The organism is Nocardia sp. NPDC051981, from assembly GCF_040680715.1.
Classification (GTDB): domain Bacteria; phylum Actinomycetota; class Actinomycetes; order Mycobacteriales; family Mycobacteriaceae; genus Nocardia.
Genome location: NZ_JBFAXK010000037.1, coordinates 44,483 through 60,992 on the forward strand (window position 1 = coordinate 44,483; position 16,510 = coordinate 60,992).

A 16,510-nucleotide genomic window follows, 5' to 3' on the forward strand; every position below is an offset into this window, starting at 1 on the left:
GGTAGGCCGTCCAGCGCACTTCCTGGATCCTGCTGCGGGCTAAGCTGACTTGTTCGATTTCGGAGGAACTATGGTGGGAGGCCCACGCGTGGCTGCGTCAACGCCGGTCGGGGGGGAATCAGCCTGGGAGGACAAACGGCGGCGAATTCTCGACGGCGCCGCCGCTGTCTTCTCCTCCCGCGGGTACAGCAAGGGAACCACCAGGGAAATCGCGGCCCAACTCGATCTCAGCCAGCCATCCATCTATCACTACGTCGGATCGAAGGCAGACCTGTTGCGCGAGATCGCGTTACAGGTCGATCGGGACATGACGAGCGCGCTGCATGACGGCTTGGCGGCGGGCAGCGATCCGGTCACCCAGCTGCGAGCGATCATCACCCGATTTACCTACGCGGTGATCGCGAACCATCTCACCTTCGCCGTCTACCGCAGCGAGCAGCGCTGGCTGGAGCCGGCGGTGGCCGAACAAGTGCAACGCGATGAGCGCGAATTCGTCGCCACCGTCCGGAGTGTCGTCGAAAAGGTGCAGGCGCTGGGGCAGCTTCCGAACGCACCGTCGTCGGTGATCACCTTCGCGATTCTCAATATGGTCAGCGAAAGCCATCGCTGGTATCACCAGGATGGCTCGCTCGATCCCGCGTCTATCGCCGACGCCTATTGCAAACTCATCGGGCTGCCGCGGCAGGATTGACGGCAGCCCAACGTCATTGTCAGTTGCTGTTGTGCTCGGTCAGTTCTCGTTCGACCGCTCGAACCGTCCCCTGGGCTGTCGCGCACAGCACCGGATCGCCATCGGCGGGGATCGCGAAGATCTGGCATCCACAGACTGCCTGGCGGCGGGTGGCGTCAATGACGCTGGCGACCGCGCGCAGGCGGGCGCCATTGGCCGGGCGCAGGTAAGTGATGGTGAAGCCGCCGGTCAGAACGTTCGGGCCCAGGGCGGCGCCACCGGCGTAGGTGATGGCGTTGTCGGCGAGATAGGCCGGCATCTCCGCCATGGACGTAGCCGAACTGCTGGCGCAGGTCGTCGCGGATCGGGATCTCCAGGGTGGCGCCGTCGGTGTCGAAGGCGGTGAGTTCCGCGCCGACCAGGACGCTGAACGGCTGAGCGGCCAGCACGGCGCGGGCCAGTTCGAAGGAGGGTGCGGTGGTCGTCATGGGGCGGCTCCGGATTCGTTGGGGCGCATGGTTTCCCAGTCCGTGAGCCGCCGTGGCGTCGCCCAGCGCACCCAGAAGGTCGCTGGCGGTCAGCCATGGCGTGCTCCCTGGCGGTTCAGGTCCGGCGTGTCGGGGGCTGGCTGTGAATCCGTACTCGGAGTCAGTGTTGATTCGCCGCGTTGAGCGGGCTATTGGGGTTGGCCGGGTTATTCGGATTGAGCGGGCTGTTCGGGTTGGCTGGGTTGTAGGGGTTGAGCGGGCTGTTCGAGTTGGCAGGGTTGGCCGGGTCGTAGGCCCAGCGAACGCTGGCACACCAGTCCTGGAAAGCTTTGTCGTCCTCGAGTTCTGGCCGATCACAGTCGGCGAGGTTGTAGGCATGTGGATCGGATGGCGTCACCGTTGTCGTGGGCTCTGCGCTCGCCAGACTTGTCGAGGCAGTGAGCGGGACCGCGGCGATGGCGCCCGCGATCGCGAGTCGGGTCAGCGACCTGCCCAGCCGGGTTGTCGTGGAATTCACAATGATCCTTTCGTCTCCGCGGCGGACGCGGTGCGCGCCGCGGCGTGAAGTCGTGTCGAATCGTTCGGCGCGACTACCGATGGACCTTGTTCTTGCGGACCTGATCGCTGTGAATCCGCCCGCGCAGGAAGCGAACGTAGCGGCTGTGGTGGCTCCTCGGCGTCGTCCCCGGAACCAGTGCGGTCTCGGCACAGTCGAGTGAGTCTTCCAACGCGGCATCGTGCAGCCAGCGCCACGCGAGGGGCCAGGTGAACCGATCCTTCCCATAGGTTCGCATGATCAACTCGTGCGTCAGGCGGGTGTGCGTGGCGTCCAACTCTTCCACGATGAATCCGTGCGTCCCGTCGAAACCGGCCGGACGATGGAACCGGAACTTCACTTCGCGTCCGGCAACGTACTTCACGCAGGCGTAGCGGATCGGCCCGTGGCCACCGATGGCATCGACTCCCAACGGTCGATCGAACCGCATCGCGGGCCACTGCTGGATCGGCCACAGCCGGTCGTCGTCGGTGGCCAGCGTGTCGAGCAGCCGACCCACCGCCTGAGCATCAGCTGCGATCACCCGACTGTGGATATTGCTCACCATGATCTGGACCTTTCATTTAGCGATTGCTCTCTAATTGCAATTAGAGGGTAATCTCTAATACGTGTCAAGGAAACCCACGCACACCCTGGACTCGCTGCTGGACGCCGCCGCCGACCTGGTCGTATCCCACGGCGCCGCCGCGGTCACCATGAGCGCGGTCGCGGCTGCCGTGGGCGCGCCGAGTGGCTCGGTCTACTACCGTTTTCCCGACCGGGCGGCGCTGCTGGCGGGCCTGTGGCTGCGCACCGTGGATCGATTCCAGAGCGGGTTCCTCGAGGCCCTGCGCATTGACTCGCCGCGGCAAGCCGCGATGCGGGCCGCGCATCACGTGACCGACTGGTCGCGACGGCATCCGACGGAGGCCGCGGTGTTGCTCGCGGGTCCGGAAGCCTTCGGGTCCGCGCAGTGGAGTGCCGAATCCCGGGATGTGGCCGTGGCGCAGCAGGCCCGAATCGACGACGCCCTACGAGAACTCGGCGATCGGCTGGGTTACCGCAGCCGGGCCGATCGCGAACGGTTGGCTCTGCTGATCATCGAGTTGCCCCATGCGGCCGTGCGGCGAAGCGCGCGCAAGGCCGACGCCGACCTGACCGACACCGCCGAGGCCGTCAACCGGATCGTGCGTGACGCGCTCGGTGAAGGCGGCGGTGCGCTATCGGATGCCCCCGCGGATTCCGCGAACGAGGGCTGACGGGTTCGACGATCTGCCGTCGAACCCGCTCGAGTAGCTCCGTTACACGGTTGCCGCCGTCTCGGGAGCCGGGACAGCTCGTCGGCCGCCCGCTATCAGCAGGCCGGTCGCCACCGCCGTGATCGGCCACGGCGTGAATGTCAGGACTATCGCGCATTGCACGGTCCACAGTCCGAGCACCCACACGATGAATCGGGGTGGCGTGATGCCGCGGCGGTCCAGCCACAGAACGGTCAGACCGATCAGGACAAGCGGAATTCCGAAGCTGTTCAGCGATAGCCAGAGTGCGCTGTTCGCCGCGCTCATTGCGGCCAGGTCGTCGTGCCGCAGTGCCCCGCTGAACCAGTCACCGGCATGACGTGCGGCGCGCATCCACGCCAGGGCGAGAACCGTGTGCGCGGCTCCGAACAGCACGATCAGCCGGCCGGCCCACGCGGTCATCGGACCTCCTCGATTTCGCGCACGGAGTCGAAGTGCCCGGCCGAATCATGTTGGCGCCATGTGTGATCCCACCGCCGCAGCATCGCGGGGTAGACGATCAGCAGGCGGAACGGTTCGATGCCGGCCAGATACAACCGGCCGAAGAGTCCATTCGGTTTGACCAGGACCGCCATCCGCAGCTCGTACCCGCCGCGGGCCGGGACCCAGCCGAGGTGCGCCACCCCGTGCACGGTTTTGTTCGCCAGCTCGAGCGCTGATTCATCGTGGAGTTCGTACAGGGTGGTGAACGGGGTGTTCGGCACCGCCGGCCCGGCCGACTCCTGGCGCAGATCGTCGGGCAGCCGGTCGCGTAGTGACCGAACCCGGGTCCCGAGTCCCGCGCCGGGTTCGTCCCAGCCCAATAGGGCACCGAGCCGCCAGCGCACCGCGAACAGGAATCGGACCGGTGCGGAAGCGCTCGATGGGCCATCGCCCGTCCGCAGCGCGGCGAGAACGACCGGGAAGTCGTCCGGTCCGGCACCCGGCGCGCGAAAGGCCCAGACGTCCTGCACCTGGAAGTCCGGCGCGATTTCATGGATCCGCCATGGCTTTTCGATGTGTGCGGTGCGGGGGAGTCAATTGGACATGACACCATCCTCCGTGAGTTATACGGTTGCGTATAATTAGAGGCTAGATCCGTTATACGGTTCCGTACAACGTTGGAGTGAGGTGGATCACGGCATGGGTGCGCTGCGCACACCGCGCGAGACATGGATCGACGCAGGGCTGGCGGCATTGGCAACCGGGGGCGTCGATGCCGTGCGAATCGAGTCGCTCGCCAAGGCTCTCGGAGTTACCAAGGGTGGGTTCTACGGCTACTTCGCCGACCGTGAGGCACTGCTGACGGCAATGCTCGACACCTGGGAGCGCGAAGCGGTCGACAACGTGGTCGAGGAGGTCGCACGGGCCGAGGGCAGCGTTCTCGACAAGGCCCGGCTGGCCGGTCACCTCACCTTCTCCGGCGACCGGTTGCTTCCCATCGACCTGGCCATCCGCGACTGGGCCCGCCGCGACGCCGCCGTCGCCGAACGCCTGCGCCGAGTCGACAACCGGCGCATGGACCTACTCCGCGACGCGATCGGCACGATCTGCTCGGATCCCGACGAGGTCGAGGCCCGCAGCCTGCTCGCCTTCTGCGCGGCTATCGGCAGCCATTTCCTCGCCGCCGATCACCCCGGCCGTACTCGGGAAGAGGTCATCGCGCGCGCGGGAGACCTGATCCTGAATCGCGCGACGGGTGAGCGGCCCGACCGTGGGGGTACGTGAGATGGCCATCGACGAGTTGCCCTACGGCAAAAGCGTTGAGGTGCACGGGATCTTTCAGAAGATCGCCGGGTACGACGATCGGATGAATTTCATCATGACCGTCGGCTGTCATCGCCCGATGGTGTCGTGAAGTCGCCGAGCGCGCGGCGCCGCCCGCGGACGGGCGCATGCTCGATCTCGCCACCGGCACAGGCGTAATCGCATTGGAGGCGGCCCGCGAATACCCCACCGTCGCCGTGACCGGCGCCGACTTCTCCGAGCGGATGCTCGCACACGCCAGGACAAACCGGAAGCCGACGCCGTCCACTGGCAGCACGCCGACGCCACCGACCTGCCCTTCGGTGACGAATCGTTCGACGCGATCACCGAGGGCTACCTGCTGCGCAACGTCGAAGACCTCGAAGGGGTACTGCGCGAACAACATCGCGTGCTCCGGCCCGGCGGTCGCATCGTCATCCTCGAGACCTGCCCGCCCACTGGACTGGTGAAGCCCGGTCGTGGAGTGGGGAATGCGCACAATCATCCCGCTACTCGGGCAGGTGGTGTCCGGCGACCGGTCGTCCTACGCGTCAGCGACACCGACCGCGATATCGGCCTGGACACATCGACGCCGCCGCGATCGCCGACCGTTGCGACCACGGTCGGGGCCTAGTGCCGGGCCCAGCGTTCGGCGTCGAGGCGGCGGCGATCGCGATGACGGTTTCCAGGCCGGTGGTGGTTTTGTCGCAATAGTTGTCGCACCGCTTCAAGCACGCAATGGTTACCTATAGTCGTTCGCTATGAAATGGAGGAGACGCAAGCGGGTTGCCATGGACCGTGCTGCGGTGGCCGGGTCCGAGAGGCCGCGCGGCAGCAGCCGGGTGGTTTGACTCCACACCGCGGTGATCGGATGTCAGTTGCTCTGCGCGACGAGGCGTCGGCGGATCTTGTCTTGCAGGCCCCGGACCGCGGCCGCGGGCCAGTCGGCTTCGTAGCTGAGGCCGGGGTAGTGGTCGGTGCAGGCGACGAACTGCTGCTGAGCCGGAGACCACCGAATCCGGTACGGAGCGTCATGGACCCTGCGCTCGATCTCACACACGGCCGTCTCAATTCTGTGGTGTCCTGCTGAGGTCTTCAGCGTGGCACTGGCACATCTGCACGGGTAGTGACCTTGGCCCCGGAAAATGCGATCCGAACGACACCGTTGCAGAGGTCACCGACCGGGGCGGGTCGAGCAGTCGCGCCATCTGTCGATGTTCGAAGCCGCGTTCAGTGATGTGCGGAGTGCTCTTCAGCAGAGCTGGCGCTGTCGTCGTCCTGGCCGTCTGCCGCCTGGTGGGAGGTAGAAAACGCCTTGAAATGCCGAGTTCGGTGCGTCCCACGCGGTTCGGGTGCGTCAGAGTTTGCCGGTTCGGGCGTGGGTTGTCAGGCCGGGCAGCACGAGGGTGAGCCATCGGGCGCGAGCGGGGTGCGGTTGGTCTGTGGGTGCGGCGGAGAACAGCAGGTGGATGTCGCCGACTGTCACGTCGGGGTGGATGTCGCCTGCGGCCTGTCCGGCCTGGATAAGGACGGCCAGCGCGGTTGTGGCGCGCTCTTCCTCGGCTTTGGCGGCGGGGTCTGCGCCGAGGGCGTAGGCGGCGGCTTTGGCGGCTTGGTTGGTGGCGGTCAATTCGACGACCCCGGCCAGGAATCCAGCGATTTCGTCCAATGCGCGCGTCCCGGATTCCACACGCGCACAAGCTGCTTCGGCGTCATCGGCGACCCGGGTGACGTACTCGATGACCAGAGCCGCCACGAGATCGGTCTTGGTCGGGAAATGCCGGTACAGGGTGCCGACAGCGACCCCTGCCGCAGCTGCGATCTGGTCCATGCCCACCTCAGGGCCGTGGGTGGCGATCTGCTCACGGGCGGCGGACAGGATCTTGGTGCGGTTGCGGACCGTCCCCGCCAGCAGATCCTCAGTCGCCAGCCCGCGCGGGGTGAAATGGCCGCGATTCGACATCCCGGTTTCGATATACGTGCGCATCGCGTCGAGCACCGGCTGTGGCATCTGTGTACCCGAGGGCGTGTCCAAGAATACGGGTGCGTGGCCGTTCACCAGGTTGCGTAGCGCCGGTGTCGCCCCGCGAATCCGACCGGCCAGTGCCTGGTCACTCTGTGCTGTCGACGAATTCATAATTTCACCTCACGAAAATCGTCCGCAGCACCAGTCGTCTGGTGGGCCGGCCTCCACCGATAGGGGCGTGCCATCGCATCCGACCATTCGTGCCGAAGTTGATCTTCGATGCCGCGAAAGCCCGGCGAAGGGCAAGGTAATCCTGGTCGCCGACAAGCTGGTCTGACCTCCGGCCACGACAGGAGCATCCGCCGCATCAGCGCGGCAGGTGCCCCCTCGGTGTCCGGGGCGGCCGCGCTCAGACAGGGGCCGTCACCACCTGGCACGCGTCCTCGCACCGGTCAGATACTGAGGTCATGGATCTCTCGGAACTCGGTGCGTTTCTGAAGTCCCGGCGTGATCGGGTGCGGCCCTCCGAAGTCGGGCTCGCGACCGGACCGCGCCGACGAGTACCCGGTCTGCGCCGCGACGAAGTCGCCGGGCTCGCCGGAGCCTCCACCGATTACTACGTGGAATTGGAACAGGGACGCGGAGTCCAACCGTCCGAGCAGATGCTGGCGGTGCTGTCCCGGGCCCTGCGCCTGACCTCGGACGAGCGAAACCATCTGTATCACCTCGCCGGTCGCCCGTTGCCGCCGGTACACGGCGTCGCCGCGCATGTCCATCCGGGCATGCTCGATCTACTTGATCGACTTCCACACACCCCTGCACAGGTCATCACCGATCTCAGCGCAACACTGACTCAAAACCGGCTGGCGCGAGCACTGCTGGGACCTCCGGCAGCCGAAACGGGTCTCGAGGCGAGCTTCATCTACCAGTGGTTCACCGACCCGTCCGTCCGCGATCTCTACCACCCGGACGAGCACGACCACCAGTCGCAGGTTTTCGTCGCGGATATGCGGGCGATCGCGAGCCGGCGCGCGAAGGATCCCGAAATCATCGCACTCACCGAGAAACTGCTGCGGAAGAGCGCGGAATTCGCCGAACTGTGGGGCCGGCGTGAAGTCGCCGTGCGCCGCGCCGACCGCAAACGGCTGATCCATCCCCTGGTCGGCGAGATAGAGCTCACTTGCCTCAGCCTGCTCAGCGAGGACGGCACCCAACGGCTACTGTGGTTCACCCCCGCGCCCGGATCGCACGCTGTCGAACAGCTCGAACTGCTGTCCGTAGTGGGTGAGCAGGAGATCAAGGCGGCGGACTAGGATTCTGGTGACCACCCACAGTCACCAGAACCTATGGCCCCGTTATTGATTCGTACCGGCGCGCACTGGCAAGCGCATCACACCTGCGCCATGCCGCCGTCGACGAACAATTCTACACCGGTCACGAAGCTCGATGCGCCGCTGGAAAGGAACACCGCGGCCTTCCCGATTTCGCGCGGATCGGCGATGCGGCCTATGGGGTTTCCCTCCCCCATCTGCCGCACGGCCGCGTCGACCTCCTCCGGCGTTCGCACCATTCCCATTGCGCTGCGCAGGGATTCGGTGTCGACGGCGCCGGGGCTAAGGATGTTCATCCGGACTCCCGAGCCCTTCACATCCTGAATCCACGCCCGCACGAAGCACCTGATCGCCGCCTTGGCGCCGCCATACATGCTCATGCCCTGGGGCGGCTCGATAGTGGCGGTCGAAGCGATGATGACCACGGCGCCACTCCGCGGAAGCAGTCGCAGCGCGGGCTGAACCGTGAACAGCACACCCTTGGCATTCACATTGAATGTCCGGTCGAACTGTTCCTCGGTGATATGCCCCAGAGGCGCGTGCGCGCCGATACCCGCATTCGCCACGACGATATCGACTCGCCCATGCAGTGATTCGATCTCGCGGTACGCGGCCTCCATATCGGCCGACCGCGTGACGTCGGCGACGATGCCGGTGCAATTGCCGCCGATCTTCTTCACGGCGTCGTCGAGCGCGCGCTGCTGGAGGTCGGTGATGATCACCGTGGCGCCCTCGTCGATGAATTCCTGGGCAATGCCCAGGCCGACGCCGGAGGCACCTCCAGTGATGATGGCGACTTTCCCGTCAAGTGCAAGAGCCATGATGTCTCCTCAGGTATCAGTTTCGGCAGGTCCGCGCGGATTCACCCGTTACGGGCTGGAAAGCAATGGGATGGCGGTGCCGTACAGTGAAAGTGGAGGCGCCGCCAGTTATGAGAAAAACTGGAGACACCTCCACTTAGCAAGAGGCCGATCGAAGGAAGGCGACCATGACACGAGCCGAAGGGCGCCCGTTGCGAGCAGATGCCCAGCGCAACCGCGATAAAATCCTGTCCGCCGCCGTGCGAGTCTTCGCGGAGGACGGGCTCAGCGCCCATCTGGAGCGGATCGCGAAAGAGGCCGGAGTCGGCTCCGGGACGCTGTACCGCAATTTTCCGACGCGCGAGGTGCTGATCGAGGCCGCCTACCGGAACGAACTGGCCAAACTGTGCGACGCGGCACCGCAACTGCTCGAGTCGATGCCACCCAAGCAGGCACTGCGAGCCTGGATGGGCCACTTCATCGACTACGCGACCGCCAAACTCGGCATGGCCGAAGCGCTGCGCGCCCTCGTGGAGTCCGGCGTCGACCCCTACGTCCGCAGTAAGGAGATGATGCTCGACGCCCTGGCCTCACTGCTCGAGGCCGGTGCACAGGCGGGCACCATTCGCGCTGACATCTCCGCGACCGATATGTTCGCGGCACTCACAGGCATCGCACTCGCGTCCGGAAAGCCCGAGCAGCGCGAACAGGCCGAACGGCTACTCGATCTGACCCTGGACGGACTGCGCACATCGCCTCGCTGACCGGCAACGTCGCCGCTCACCGCGAACCCGTTGCGCGACTAGCTAACCCAAACAAGGCTGAAGTCGCCAAAGGCACTGCGGACTGCCCCCGCACAGCACCGATTCTTCGCAAGGGAATCGGTCGAGCGGGGCCTTTTCGACGGCCTATCCGGCGCAACGGGGGGCACCTGACCGCTCCTCGCCACTCGCTACGAAGCCGTGGAACCGACAAGTCCGTTGCCTCGTCTGTCACAACTGAGCTGGGCGCCAGCATCCGCAGGGCTTCGCGGACATGTCTTAAGGGGCGTCAGACCGAGGTCGAGGACAAGGGCGGCACGGACTGGTTTCGAGCGGTAGTGGCTTTCGGATAGTGCGGACGAAGCGCGGCCGCGCTGACGCGGTCGAGCATGCTGTCCGGTAGAACCCGCGACAGGCGGGTCAGCAGGGCAGCGTCTCGTCCAACGGTGTAGCGCGTTCGAGGTTTCCGCGCGGTCACGGCCTTGGCAATCACTCGGGCGACATCGTCGGCGGACTTCCCCCTTCCAGTGCCGGCAGCGGTCAGCGCGTTGACCGCCTGGACCAGCGATCCATAGCGATCCTGATGTTCTGGCGACATGGCGGCCGCCAGCCGGCTCGTGGCAGCGATGCCCCGGTCGCCCATCTCGGTGCGCACTCCACCAGGCTCGACAACCACCACCCGCACGCCGAGTGGCGCCAGCTCGCGGCGCAGCGCATCGCTGACCGCCTCGAGAGCGAACTTCGTACCCCCATAGGGACCGAAGGTAGCCATAGCGACCCTTCCACCGACCGAGCTGATATTGATCACACGGCCGGAGCTGCGCAAGAGGGCGGGCAGCAGGGCCTGGGTGACGGCGATGTGACCGAAGAGGTTGACCTCGAAAAGGCGGCGCCATTCATCAAGCGGCAGGGCCTCGACGGGGGCGTTGATGGAAATAGCGGCATTGTTCACCAACGCGCGCAACGCCATCGGCTCCGAGCGGACGCGGGCGGCGAGGTCGGCGACGTGATCGGGCTGGGTGATGTCCAGGATGACCGGTTCGATGCGCAACGCGCGGAGCGCGTCCGCATCCTGCTCACGGCGGACGCCGGCGAGGACTTGGAATCCCTGTCGGGCCAATTCACGCGCAGACGCCGCACCGATTCCGGTCGAGGCTCCAGTTACGACCACGCAGCCACAGGTTTCAACAGAAGGTTCAGATGACGTTGTCATCCGAATGACGGTAGACATCTCAGGTGACACTGTCAACTGTATTGTGATCGACATGGTCAGCCGTACTGAATCCGCCGCCGCGACGCGACGCGCCTTGTTGGACGCTGCCGCCGCTCTGCTGGACGGCGGAGGACCCGATGCGGTGACATTGCGCGAGGTGGGGGCGCGTGCAGGAGTTACTCGCGGCGCGCCGTACCGGCATTTCCCCGACAAGGACAGCCTGCTGACAGCCATCGCGGCCGAGGCTTTGGACCGGCTTGCCGATGAGGTACGGGCTGTACGCACCGATCCGCAAATGACCCCGGCCCAAACGTTGCACCGTGGCCTGGCCGCGCTAATGGCGATCGGCCGCCGTCAGCCACACCTTTACCGGCTGATGTTCACTTCCCCGGCCGGCGATCCGGCTGTGATATTCGCTGCGAATCAGGCAGCCGACCACGCCATGAACGAATTCCTCGCCATCGTCGGCGATCTCGTCGGCGCACAGCACGCCCGCCAATTCGCGCCGCTGCTCTTGACGAGCGCGCACGGAATCACGGATATGGAGGTCAATGGGCACTTGTCGCCGGACAAGTGGCAAATCACGGCCGAGGAACTCATCTCGACCCTGGTGTCCATGATCGAACAGCAGACCGGCGGCGAGTAGCCGGTGCCGACCTCGGCCGCCACGGTAGTGCCGGGGTCGTCAATCCCGCATTGATCAGCGCGGTTCCACCGATCATTGTGCAATCCCCGATGCCAATCCCGAAGGCACGCCGAAATCGGCGTTCGACGATTTGCGTGCAGCGTTGAATGCCGACCAGTCACAGTTCTGCTGGGATCTGAGCCAGCCCCATGCAGGCCGGCATTCGCGGGGCCTACCGCACCACGCTGGAAACCGATCTGCTCGCCTTCCTCAACAGCTGACCACCCCCGCCGTGGTGGGGCGATGTTTCACAATCGCGAGATCAGTTCTCCGAATGGGTGACCGGTCGCGGCGGCCAGTACCTCGTCGGCGCGATCTCCGCCTATCCGGACCGCAAAGGCTCCCGCCGTCCGGGTGAGGTAGGCGTTTTGCGCTCGCGGCCGATCCGATCACGGCAACACGTCGCCCCGTCAGGTCGAGGTCGTACTGCCACTGCGCGGAGTGGAACGGTCCGTGGGCGCGGGTCGCAGCCCAATGCGCGACCGAGGTGTCTTGCCGATCTCCCCAGGCCGTCGCACTTGCATCCCAGCCGCGCCGGCTCCCGGTGGCATGCGACTCAGCAGATCCGCTATCTGTTGCGTGCTCGGCGAGGTAGGTCAGCACAGTATGGGCATGGGCTCCGAACGCGAGGACGGCCGCCACCCCGGTATGACCAGCGAACTCTACAACGATGCGGCGGGCCGCGCGTTCCACGGAACGCCGATTTCACCGCGGCACGCACGACAGTGTGCCGTGCCGAGGCGGTGCGATTACGGCGGCGGCGGGTAGTCCGACCGAACCGATCGACACCGCGCACCGTCACCACCTGCCGGTCATCGCTCACACCCACGGCTGCGCGGGTCTGTCGTTTCGGGCGATAGCCGAGCAACTGAGGCGCTCGCCCTCGACAGTGAGCCGAGAGGTCGCACGCAATGGCGGTCGCGATGCTTATCGGGCCGTGAACGCGCAGACACGCGCTGTCGAGCAGCGATGCAGGCCGAAACAGCTTCTGTTGGAACGTAATTCGCGATTGCGGCAGCGTGTTGTCGAGCTGCTGGAGCAGCAGTGGTCACCCGAACAGATCGCCGGGCGGTTGCGGTTGGACCATCCCGACGACCCCGGGATGCGCATCAGCCACGAGACGATCTACCGCTGCGTCTACACGATCCACGCACGGTAACGAGGTCGGCGCCGTTGCCGGGTTCATCGGCTGGGCACGCGCCCGCAAGTTGTGCGGACGCCGCTCATGCCGCCGTCGCGCTCCGCCGACCCCGACGCGTCAGCGGCGACGAACGTGTAGGGACCTTGGTCGAGTGGGCGGGTTCGGAACGCCTCGACCTGGGCGTCGAGCTCGCGGGCCATGATCGAGACCTGGGACTTGGAAAGTGTTGTGATGCCTAAGGATTCGACCAATTTCTCCATCCGGCGGGTCGAGACACCGAGCAGATAACAGGTCGCCACCACGCTGGTGACCTGGACACCGCGCGCGGGTCTGGTAACCGCGGTCGATGAGAGCGACGACGCACCCCGACCCGGAACATGGGGCAGCCTGTTGCTGGGCCTGTACGCCGACGCCAGCCTCGAAGGTGCCTTCAACCGAAAGGACGACGCGGACGACGCCGTCTACCGGGCCATGCTCGAAAGCCACGCCCACGGCGTGAGCCGCAACAAAATCGCTCGCGCCGCAGAACGATTCTGGTCCCGGCCGGTCACTCTCGAGCTCATCACCGCCGCCGAGAACCGCGCCCACCTCGAAGCGCGCATGACCGCGATCGGGCTGCGCGTCCACATTGCCGGCCGCTCCATCGTCGACGGGCTGCCACCCGAGGTCAGCCATGGCGACATCGAGTTCCAGATCCGCCGCAAAGACCGAGCTCTGACCTGTCATGTGCGGTGGGCAGACACCGAGAGCACACGCCGCCGCACCGCCGAGCAGGCAGTGTCGCCGCTCTACGACCTCGGAGCAGTTTCAGCGACGACGCGACCGACTGATCGCCTACAACCAGTCCGACGTCACGATCCTCGCCGGCGTCCACGCGCACCTCAAAGCCATTCACACCCGAACCACTCCCCCAGTGCTTGGGCCGCCGCAGTTTTCACACGACGAGTTCATCTCCCGCGAGACACCCCCACAACCGCCCCAGGAAGCCGGCCATCAGGACGGTTCCCGGCGCCGCACGCTCTGGGAGCGACTGCGAAACCGGATCGGCCGCGGGGCAGCCCCAGCTTCACCGTGAGCTTCGCGGGCGCGTCGGCGACACTGCAACGGCCTGCCGTTTCCACACGCACCGCAATCCGGGGCCACGTGGCCGCTGTCCGCCGACGCCTCGCTGCGGCCTCATATCGGGGTGACCGGGCCGTGGCCGCGAAACATCGTCTGGTGCTGGAAGCGGGGCCGGGTGTCGAGCACGCACCCGAAACTCACGCAGCCGAAATCAGATTCGGCCCCTCCTTCCTGCGAGTTCACTCGCATCGTGCGACCTCATGTCGCAACGGCAGTTCAGTACGTTCAGTCGGTATCGGATCGCCAGGGCCACTTGATCTTTGCCTGCCCCGCGCGTGTCGGTCCGTCAGCGCGGGAAGCCGACCCCGAGTCAGTCACAGCGATCGCCGCTACGGCATCGGCCGGTCGGTACGGATCGGGCCAGTTCGGCTCCTCGATCCGCTGATTGGAACGGACGGCTCGTGGTCGGCTGTGGTCGAGTGCGGCGAGGACCAGCACGGCGATGCTCGCGACCAGATAGACCAGCACCGACCATCCGGCAATAGATTCGAAAACGGTTGCCGCGCCAGCAGACACGTTTCCGTCTCCGGTCGCCAGCGCAGCCAGAGGCACCAGGTGGTCATCGTACTGATCCGTGAAATCCGGCAGAGCCAGCGTGAACACCAGCAGCGCGAGATCCGCGACAGCCAGCGCAGCGAGGGTGCGCAGGCGCAGCGACGGCGCGAACGAGATAGCGATAGTTCCCGCGACCAGCATCGGTGCCAGCACGACAGCCGCCACGATACCGAAGCTCATGACGACGATGGCGAGCCACCATCCAGGGGCGGCAAACCGTACCCCCAACGCGACGAGCACGACCGCCACCTGACTGATGACCAGCACCAACCGCTTCATGACCGGGACCTCCCATTGCCCACAACAACTGACCTGTTCGATCCTGCCGCGGGCCTGATCGTGCGCGGAGGAGCCCGTCTACTCGCCGGACCGAGTAGATCTGCCTACGCAGCTGACGCCCGCCCCGAACCGCTTGACGCAAAACGCCTTACGCTGATTACAGCTCACTTGACTTGCGGTGAGGTCCTCGCGCGGTACAGGTTCTGAAGTCCTACCCTCGACGGGGTCGTGCCCGAACAGGGAGGGATACGCGAAATGCGAAGCCTGGAAGAAGAATTCGCAGCTCTCACCGACAGGGTGAAACACCTCGACCACGAGACGTTGGCCGTGCAGCGCGACGAGCTGCGCAAGGAACGTGCCCTGCTCGACCAGGCGCGGCTCGCCGTTCCCACTGGTGGCCGCCGCGAGGCGCTGGACAGGCTCGCCAGGAGGCCTTCGCGGTGCTGGAACGCCGCATCTACGCCTTGGAAAACCCCACCGTGATCGGGCCCGACCACCTCAGGGAACTTCCCGACCGCCGCAGGGAACGCTGAAGCCCGCACAACACCAGCCGTCAGACGCCGTAGCGAGCAGCGATGGCGTCGACGCGGTCGAGCAGGTCATCGAGCTCGTCGCTGACAGCTTTCATCCGCCAACGGGCTGCGATCCCACGCTCGTGCCAGCCGGTGTCGAGATCGGGGCCCCCGCCCGGTACGGGCGGGGCCAGCAGGTGGGCGGTGGCAATATCGGCGACAGTGTCGGGACGTAGCGGCTCGAGCTCATCGATGTAGCCGTGCGCCAAGCCGCGCTCATCGAACTGGGCGACCCCGGCCCTGGTCGGCTCCGTCGGATATCGCGAGTTCCACGGCTCGCTGCGACATCCCAGTTGGCGCGGATTGCGCACGGACGTCGACGTGCGCGAGGTCCGGATGCCGTCCTGACCAGGCTGTCTGTCCGCACCGGGCGGGGCTTACCGAACACGATCCCAGGCGTAGCGGTCAGGATGCCTTGCGGTGCTCGTCGTGTTCGTGGTGGGCGATGACGGCGAGGATCTCCTGCACCCAGGCGGGTCGCTCCCCCCCGGTTCCCGCGGCCGCGATATCGCGCTCGATCAGTGACCGAATGTAGCTCGACTGCTCCAGGCCGAGTTGCTTGGCGCGCGCCTTGCACGCCACGTCGAGGTCGTAGGGCATCTTGACCGATCGCGGCACCCAGACGGGTTTCGCTGTGGCGCCGACGTCGATGCCGAGATCAGCTTCGGTGACCGGGGCATCGGTGAATTCGAGGCGGTCGATCATGGCCGCCACGTCGGCGGGGGTCATGTTGTCCATGGGGTCAGTCATTGCGGGTCGCCTCCCATTTCTCGAACTCGGCGATCTGGTCTGCGTCAAGGTAGCGGGCCGCGTATACCTCGGTGTCGCGGCCCTTGCGGCGGGCGTAGACCGCGATCGGTTTGTTGGTGTTGTCGGGATGGCCCCATAGCACAAACGTTGTCAGCCCGGTGGCAGGGTCAGTAGCGGTCCGAAACCATACGGGTCGTGTCGCGGTCACCCAGGCATTGACAAGGTCGAACACGTCGTCCGGGTTGACGTCGTACCGTTCCATCATCGCCGCAAGAGCCCAGAACCACACAATCGCCACCCTGCGAGACTACCCCATGGACTACCCGGGAGCCGCCAGAATCAGCGCGAGGACCGGCATTACGTCATTCGATGCCGAATGAGCCGAACCAAGTTCGTCGAGATCGACGGCCGGGGATTCTGGGCGGTCGACGATGCCCTCGATGTGTGGGTGGCGTATCTGGTCGAAGAAGTCGGCCTCGTCGGTCAAGTGGAAGCCTGGCTCGACGACCTCGCCGAGCAGTGGCGACATGGCTCAGCGCTCGCCGACATCGGAGTGACGATGCGGTTCGAAAGCGCGGCGCATCGGGAGCGGGTACACGAAATCGCTGGGAATGCTCGC

At 65.8% G+C, this 16,510-nt stretch carries 22 protein-coding genes and 4 pseudogenes; 11 read left to right on the top strand and 15 right to left on the bottom strand.

Annotated features, from left to right (window positions below):
• Positions 1-88: 88 nt before the first annotated feature.
• Positions 89-691 (top strand): TetR/AcrR family transcriptional regulator, encoded by a 603-nt coding sequence (locus AB0L60_RS38535; RefSeq protein ID WP_364624727.1) that lies wholly within the window; start codon positions 89-91, stop codon positions 689-691.
• Between the two features lie 19 nt (positions 692-710).
• Here AB0L60_RS38535 and AB0L60_RS38540 read toward each other — a convergent pair.
• The 3 genes and pseudogenes from AB0L60_RS38540 to AB0L60_RS38550 form a co-directional block, all read right to left on the bottom strand.
• A pseudogene (locus AB0L60_RS38540) lies at positions 711-1,158 on the bottom strand (PaaI family thioesterase).
• 160 nt (positions 1,159-1,318) lie between these two features.
• On the bottom strand, positions 1,319-1,675 hold the full coding sequence (locus tag AB0L60_RS38545) for a hypothetical protein (protein WP_364624729.1): 357 nt from the start codon (positions 1,673-1,675) through the stop codon (positions 1,319-1,321).
• Between the two features lie 73 nt (positions 1,676-1,748).
• Complete coding sequence (locus AB0L60_RS38550; protein ID WP_364624731.1) at positions 1,749-2,261, bottom strand: SRPBCC family protein; 513 nt, start codon at positions 2,259-2,261, stop codon at positions 1,749-1,751.
• A 61-nt stretch (positions 2,262-2,322) separates the two neighbouring features.
• On the opposite strand from AB0L60_RS38550, the gene AB0L60_RS38555 reads away from it, so the two are divergent.
• Positions 2,323-2,952 carry a TetR/AcrR family transcriptional regulator gene (locus AB0L60_RS38555; RefSeq protein ID WP_364624733.1) on the top strand — a complete coding sequence of 210 codons (630 nt, stop codon included), beginning with the start codon at positions 2,323-2,325 and terminating at the stop codon, positions 2,950-2,952.
• A gap of 42 nt (positions 2,953-2,994) precedes the next feature.
• On the opposite strand, the gene AB0L60_RS38560 is transcribed toward AB0L60_RS38555, so the two are convergent.
• A complete protein-coding gene (locus tag AB0L60_RS38560) occupies positions 2,995-3,393 on the bottom strand; it encodes a DUF6463 family protein (protein WP_364624735.1) in 399 nt (132 codons plus the stop codon).
• Positions 3,390-3,989 carry a DUF2867 domain-containing protein gene (locus AB0L60_RS38565; RefSeq protein ID WP_364624795.1) on the bottom strand — a complete coding sequence of 200 codons (600 nt, stop codon included), beginning with the start codon at positions 3,987-3,989 and terminating at the stop codon, positions 3,390-3,392. The genes AB0L60_RS38560 and AB0L60_RS38565 overlap by 4 nt, the downstream gene beginning before the upstream one ends.
• 124 nt (positions 3,990-4,113) lie before the next feature.
• On the opposite strand from AB0L60_RS38565, the gene AB0L60_RS38570 reads away from it, so the two are divergent.
• The 3 genes and pseudogenes from AB0L60_RS38570 to AB0L60_RS38580 all read left to right on the top strand — a co-directional run.
• A complete protein-coding gene (locus AB0L60_RS38570) occupies positions 4,114-4,698 on the top strand; it encodes a TetR/AcrR family transcriptional regulator (protein WP_364624737.1) in 585 nt (194 codons plus the stop codon).
• Position 4,699: 1 nt separating this feature from the next.
• Positions 4,700-4,828, top strand: a complete 129-nt coding sequence (locus AB0L60_RS38575) for a hypothetical protein (protein ID WP_364624739.1) — start codon at positions 4,700-4,702, stop codon at positions 4,826-4,828.
• 72 nt (positions 4,829-4,900) lie between these two features.
• A pseudogene (locus tag AB0L60_RS38580) lies at positions 4,901-5,350 on the top strand (methyltransferase domain-containing protein); the annotation flags it as partial.
• Positions 5,351-5,590: 240 nt separating this feature from the next.
• On the opposite strand, the gene AB0L60_RS38585 reads toward AB0L60_RS38580, so the two are convergent.
• Together AB0L60_RS38585 and AB0L60_RS38590 are read right to left on the bottom strand one after the other, a co-directional pair.
• On the bottom strand, positions 5,591-5,776 hold the full coding sequence (locus AB0L60_RS38585; RefSeq protein WP_364624741.1) for a hypothetical protein: 186 nt from the start codon (positions 5,774-5,776) through the stop codon (positions 5,591-5,593).
• A gap of 297 nt (positions 5,777-6,073) precedes the next feature.
• Positions 6,074-6,853 carry a TetR family transcriptional regulator gene (locus AB0L60_RS38590; RefSeq protein ID WP_364624743.1) on the bottom strand — a complete coding sequence of 260 codons (780 nt, stop codon included), beginning with the start codon at positions 6,851-6,853 and terminating at the stop codon, positions 6,074-6,076.
• Positions 6,854-7,149: 296 nt separating this feature from the next.
• Between AB0L60_RS38590 and AB0L60_RS38595 the strand changes: the two genes are divergently transcribed.
• A complete protein-coding gene (locus AB0L60_RS38595; RefSeq protein WP_364624745.1) occupies positions 7,150-7,995 on the top strand; it encodes a helix-turn-helix transcriptional regulator in 846 nt (281 codons plus the stop codon).
• Positions 7,996-8,072: 77 nt separating this feature from the next.
• Here AB0L60_RS38595 and AB0L60_RS38600 read toward each other — a convergent pair whose 3' ends face one another.
• The gene (locus AB0L60_RS38600) at positions 8,073-8,834 is read right to left on the bottom strand and encodes an SDR family oxidoreductase (RefSeq protein WP_364624747.1); all 762 of its coding nucleotides are present in this window, start codon (positions 8,832-8,834) and stop codon (positions 8,073-8,075) included.
• A 167-nt stretch (positions 8,835-9,001) separates the two neighbouring features.
• Here AB0L60_RS38600 and AB0L60_RS38605 point away from each other — a divergent pair, with 167 nt between their 5' ends.
• The gene (locus AB0L60_RS38605; RefSeq protein ID WP_364624749.1) at positions 9,002-9,577 is read left to right on the top strand and encodes a TetR family transcriptional regulator; all 576 of its coding nucleotides are present in this window, start codon (positions 9,002-9,004) and stop codon (positions 9,575-9,577) included.
• 286 nt (positions 9,578-9,863) lie between these two features.
• On the opposite strand, the gene AB0L60_RS38610 is transcribed toward AB0L60_RS38605, so the two are convergent.
• The gene (locus AB0L60_RS38610) at positions 9,864-10,805 is read right to left on the bottom strand and encodes an SDR family oxidoreductase (protein ID WP_364624751.1); all 942 of its coding nucleotides are present in this window, start codon (positions 10,803-10,805) and stop codon (positions 9,864-9,866) included.
• Here AB0L60_RS38610 and AB0L60_RS38615 point away from each other — a divergent pair.
• The gene (locus AB0L60_RS38615; protein WP_364624753.1) at positions 10,792-11,433 is read left to right on the top strand and encodes a TetR/AcrR family transcriptional regulator; all 642 of its coding nucleotides are present in this window, start codon (positions 10,792-10,794) and stop codon (positions 11,431-11,433) included. The genes AB0L60_RS38610 and AB0L60_RS38615 overlap by 14 nt on opposite strands.
• Positions 11,434-12,142: 709 nt before the next feature.
• Complete coding sequence (locus tag AB0L60_RS38620; protein ID WP_364624755.1) at positions 12,143-12,631, top strand: helix-turn-helix domain-containing protein; 489 nt, start codon at positions 12,143-12,145, stop codon at positions 12,629-12,631.
• 56 nt (positions 12,632-12,687) lie between these two features.
• Here AB0L60_RS38620 and AB0L60_RS38625 read toward each other — a convergent pair.
• Together AB0L60_RS38625 and AB0L60_RS38630 are read right to left on the bottom strand one after the other, a co-directional pair.
• A pseudogene (locus AB0L60_RS38625) lies at positions 12,688-12,924 on the bottom strand (transposase); the annotation flags it as partial.
• A 1,036-nt stretch (positions 12,925-13,960) separates the two neighbouring features.
• Positions 13,961-14,569 carry a hypothetical protein gene (locus AB0L60_RS38630; RefSeq protein WP_364624757.1) on the bottom strand — a complete coding sequence of 203 codons (609 nt, stop codon included), beginning with the start codon at positions 14,567-14,569 and terminating at the stop codon, positions 13,961-13,963.
• 255 nt (positions 14,570-14,824) lie between these two features.
• Here AB0L60_RS38630 and AB0L60_RS38635 point away from each other — a divergent pair, with 255 nt between their 5' ends.
• Positions 14,825-15,052 (top strand): hypothetical protein, encoded by a 228-nt coding sequence (locus AB0L60_RS38635; protein ID WP_364624759.1) that lies wholly within the window; start codon positions 14,825-14,827, stop codon positions 15,050-15,052.
• A 70-nt stretch (positions 15,053-15,122) separates the two neighbouring features.
• On the opposite strand, the gene AB0L60_RS38640 is transcribed toward AB0L60_RS38635, so the two are convergent.
• Positions 15,123-15,350 (bottom strand): hypothetical protein, encoded by a 228-nt coding sequence (locus tag AB0L60_RS38640; protein WP_364624761.1) that lies wholly within the window; start codon positions 15,348-15,350, stop codon positions 15,123-15,125.
• Between the two features lie 16 nt (positions 15,351-15,366).
• Between AB0L60_RS38640 and AB0L60_RS38645 the strand changes: the two are divergent.
• Positions 15,367-15,489, top strand: a pseudogene (locus AB0L60_RS38645) (ATP-dependent DNA ligase); the annotation flags it as partial.
• A 57-nt stretch (positions 15,490-15,546) separates the two neighbouring features.
• Here AB0L60_RS38645 and AB0L60_RS38650 read toward each other — a convergent pair.
• Genes AB0L60_RS38650 through AB0L60_RS38660 form a run of 3 tightly spaced genes read right to left on the bottom strand, consistent with a single transcriptional unit; the run spans position 15,547 to position 16,420 of the window.
• Entirely contained in the window at positions 15,547-15,891 is a 345-nt protein-coding gene (locus tag AB0L60_RS38650) for a hypothetical protein (RefSeq protein ID WP_364624763.1), read from the bottom strand.
• Entirely contained in the window at positions 15,884-16,189 is a 306-nt protein-coding gene (locus AB0L60_RS38655; protein WP_364624765.1) for a hypothetical protein, read from the bottom strand. Before AB0L60_RS38655 ends, AB0L60_RS38650 begins: the two co-directional genes overlap by 8 nt.
• A 21-nt stretch (positions 16,190-16,210) precedes the next feature.
• Positions 16,211-16,420: a hypothetical protein gene (locus AB0L60_RS38660; protein ID WP_364624767.1), complete on the bottom strand. Its 210-nt coding sequence runs from the start codon at positions 16,418-16,420 to the stop codon at positions 16,211-16,213.
• Positions 16,421-16,510: the final 90 nt, after the last annotated feature.

Coding starts and splice junctions, on each gene's coding strand:
- AB0L60_RS38550 (WP_364624731.1), bottom strand. CDS start 2,261: ATGGTGAGCAATATCCACAGTCGGGTGATCGCAGCTGATGCTCAGGCG.
- AB0L60_RS38560 (WP_364624735.1), bottom strand. CDS start 3,393: ATGACCGCGTGGGCCGGCCGGCTGATCGTGCTGTTCGGAGCCGCGCAC.
- AB0L60_RS38570 (WP_364624737.1), top strand. CDS start 4,114: ATGGGTGCGCTGCGCACACCGCGCGAGACATGGATCGACGCAGGGCTG.
- AB0L60_RS38575 (WP_364624739.1), top strand. CDS start 4,700: ATGGCCATCGACGAGTTGCCCTACGGCAAAAGCGTTGAGGTGCACGGG.
- AB0L60_RS38590 (WP_364624743.1), bottom strand. CDS start 6,853: ATGAATTCGTCGACAGCACAGAGTGACCAGGCACTGGCCGGTCGGATT.
- AB0L60_RS38595 (WP_364624745.1), top strand. CDS start 7,150: ATGGATCTCTCGGAACTCGGTGCGTTTCTGAAGTCCCGGCGTGATCGG.
- AB0L60_RS38600 (WP_364624747.1), bottom strand. CDS start 8,834: ATGGCTCTTGCACTTGACGGGAAAGTCGCCATCATCACTGGAGGTGCC.
- AB0L60_RS38605 (WP_364624749.1), top strand. CDS start 9,002: ATGACACGAGCCGAAGGGCGCCCGTTGCGAGCAGATGCCCAGCGCAAC.
- AB0L60_RS38615 (WP_364624753.1), top strand. CDS start 10,792: ATGACGGTAGACATCTCAGGTGACACTGTCAACTGTATTGTGATCGAC.
- AB0L60_RS38610 (WP_364624751.1), bottom strand. CDS start 10,805: ATGTCTACCGTCATTCGGATGACAACGTCATCTGAACCTTCTGTTGAA.
- AB0L60_RS38620 (WP_364624755.1), top strand. CDS start 12,143: ATGCGGCGGGCCGCGCGTTCCACGGAACGCCGATTTCACCGCGGCACG.
- AB0L60_RS38630 (WP_364624757.1), bottom strand. CDS start 14,569: ATGAAGCGGTTGGTGCTGGTCATCAGTCAGGTGGCGGTCGTGCTCGTC.
- AB0L60_RS38635 (WP_364624759.1), top strand. CDS start 14,825: ATGCGAAGCCTGGAAGAAGAATTCGCAGCTCTCACCGACAGGGTGAAA.
- AB0L60_RS38650 (WP_364624763.1), bottom strand. CDS start 15,891: ATGACTGACCCCATGGACAACATGACCCCCGCCGACGTGGCGGCCATG.
- AB0L60_RS38660 (WP_364624767.1), bottom strand. CDS start 16,420: ATGTCGCCACTGCTCGGCGAGGTCGTCGAGCCAGGCTTCCACTTGACC.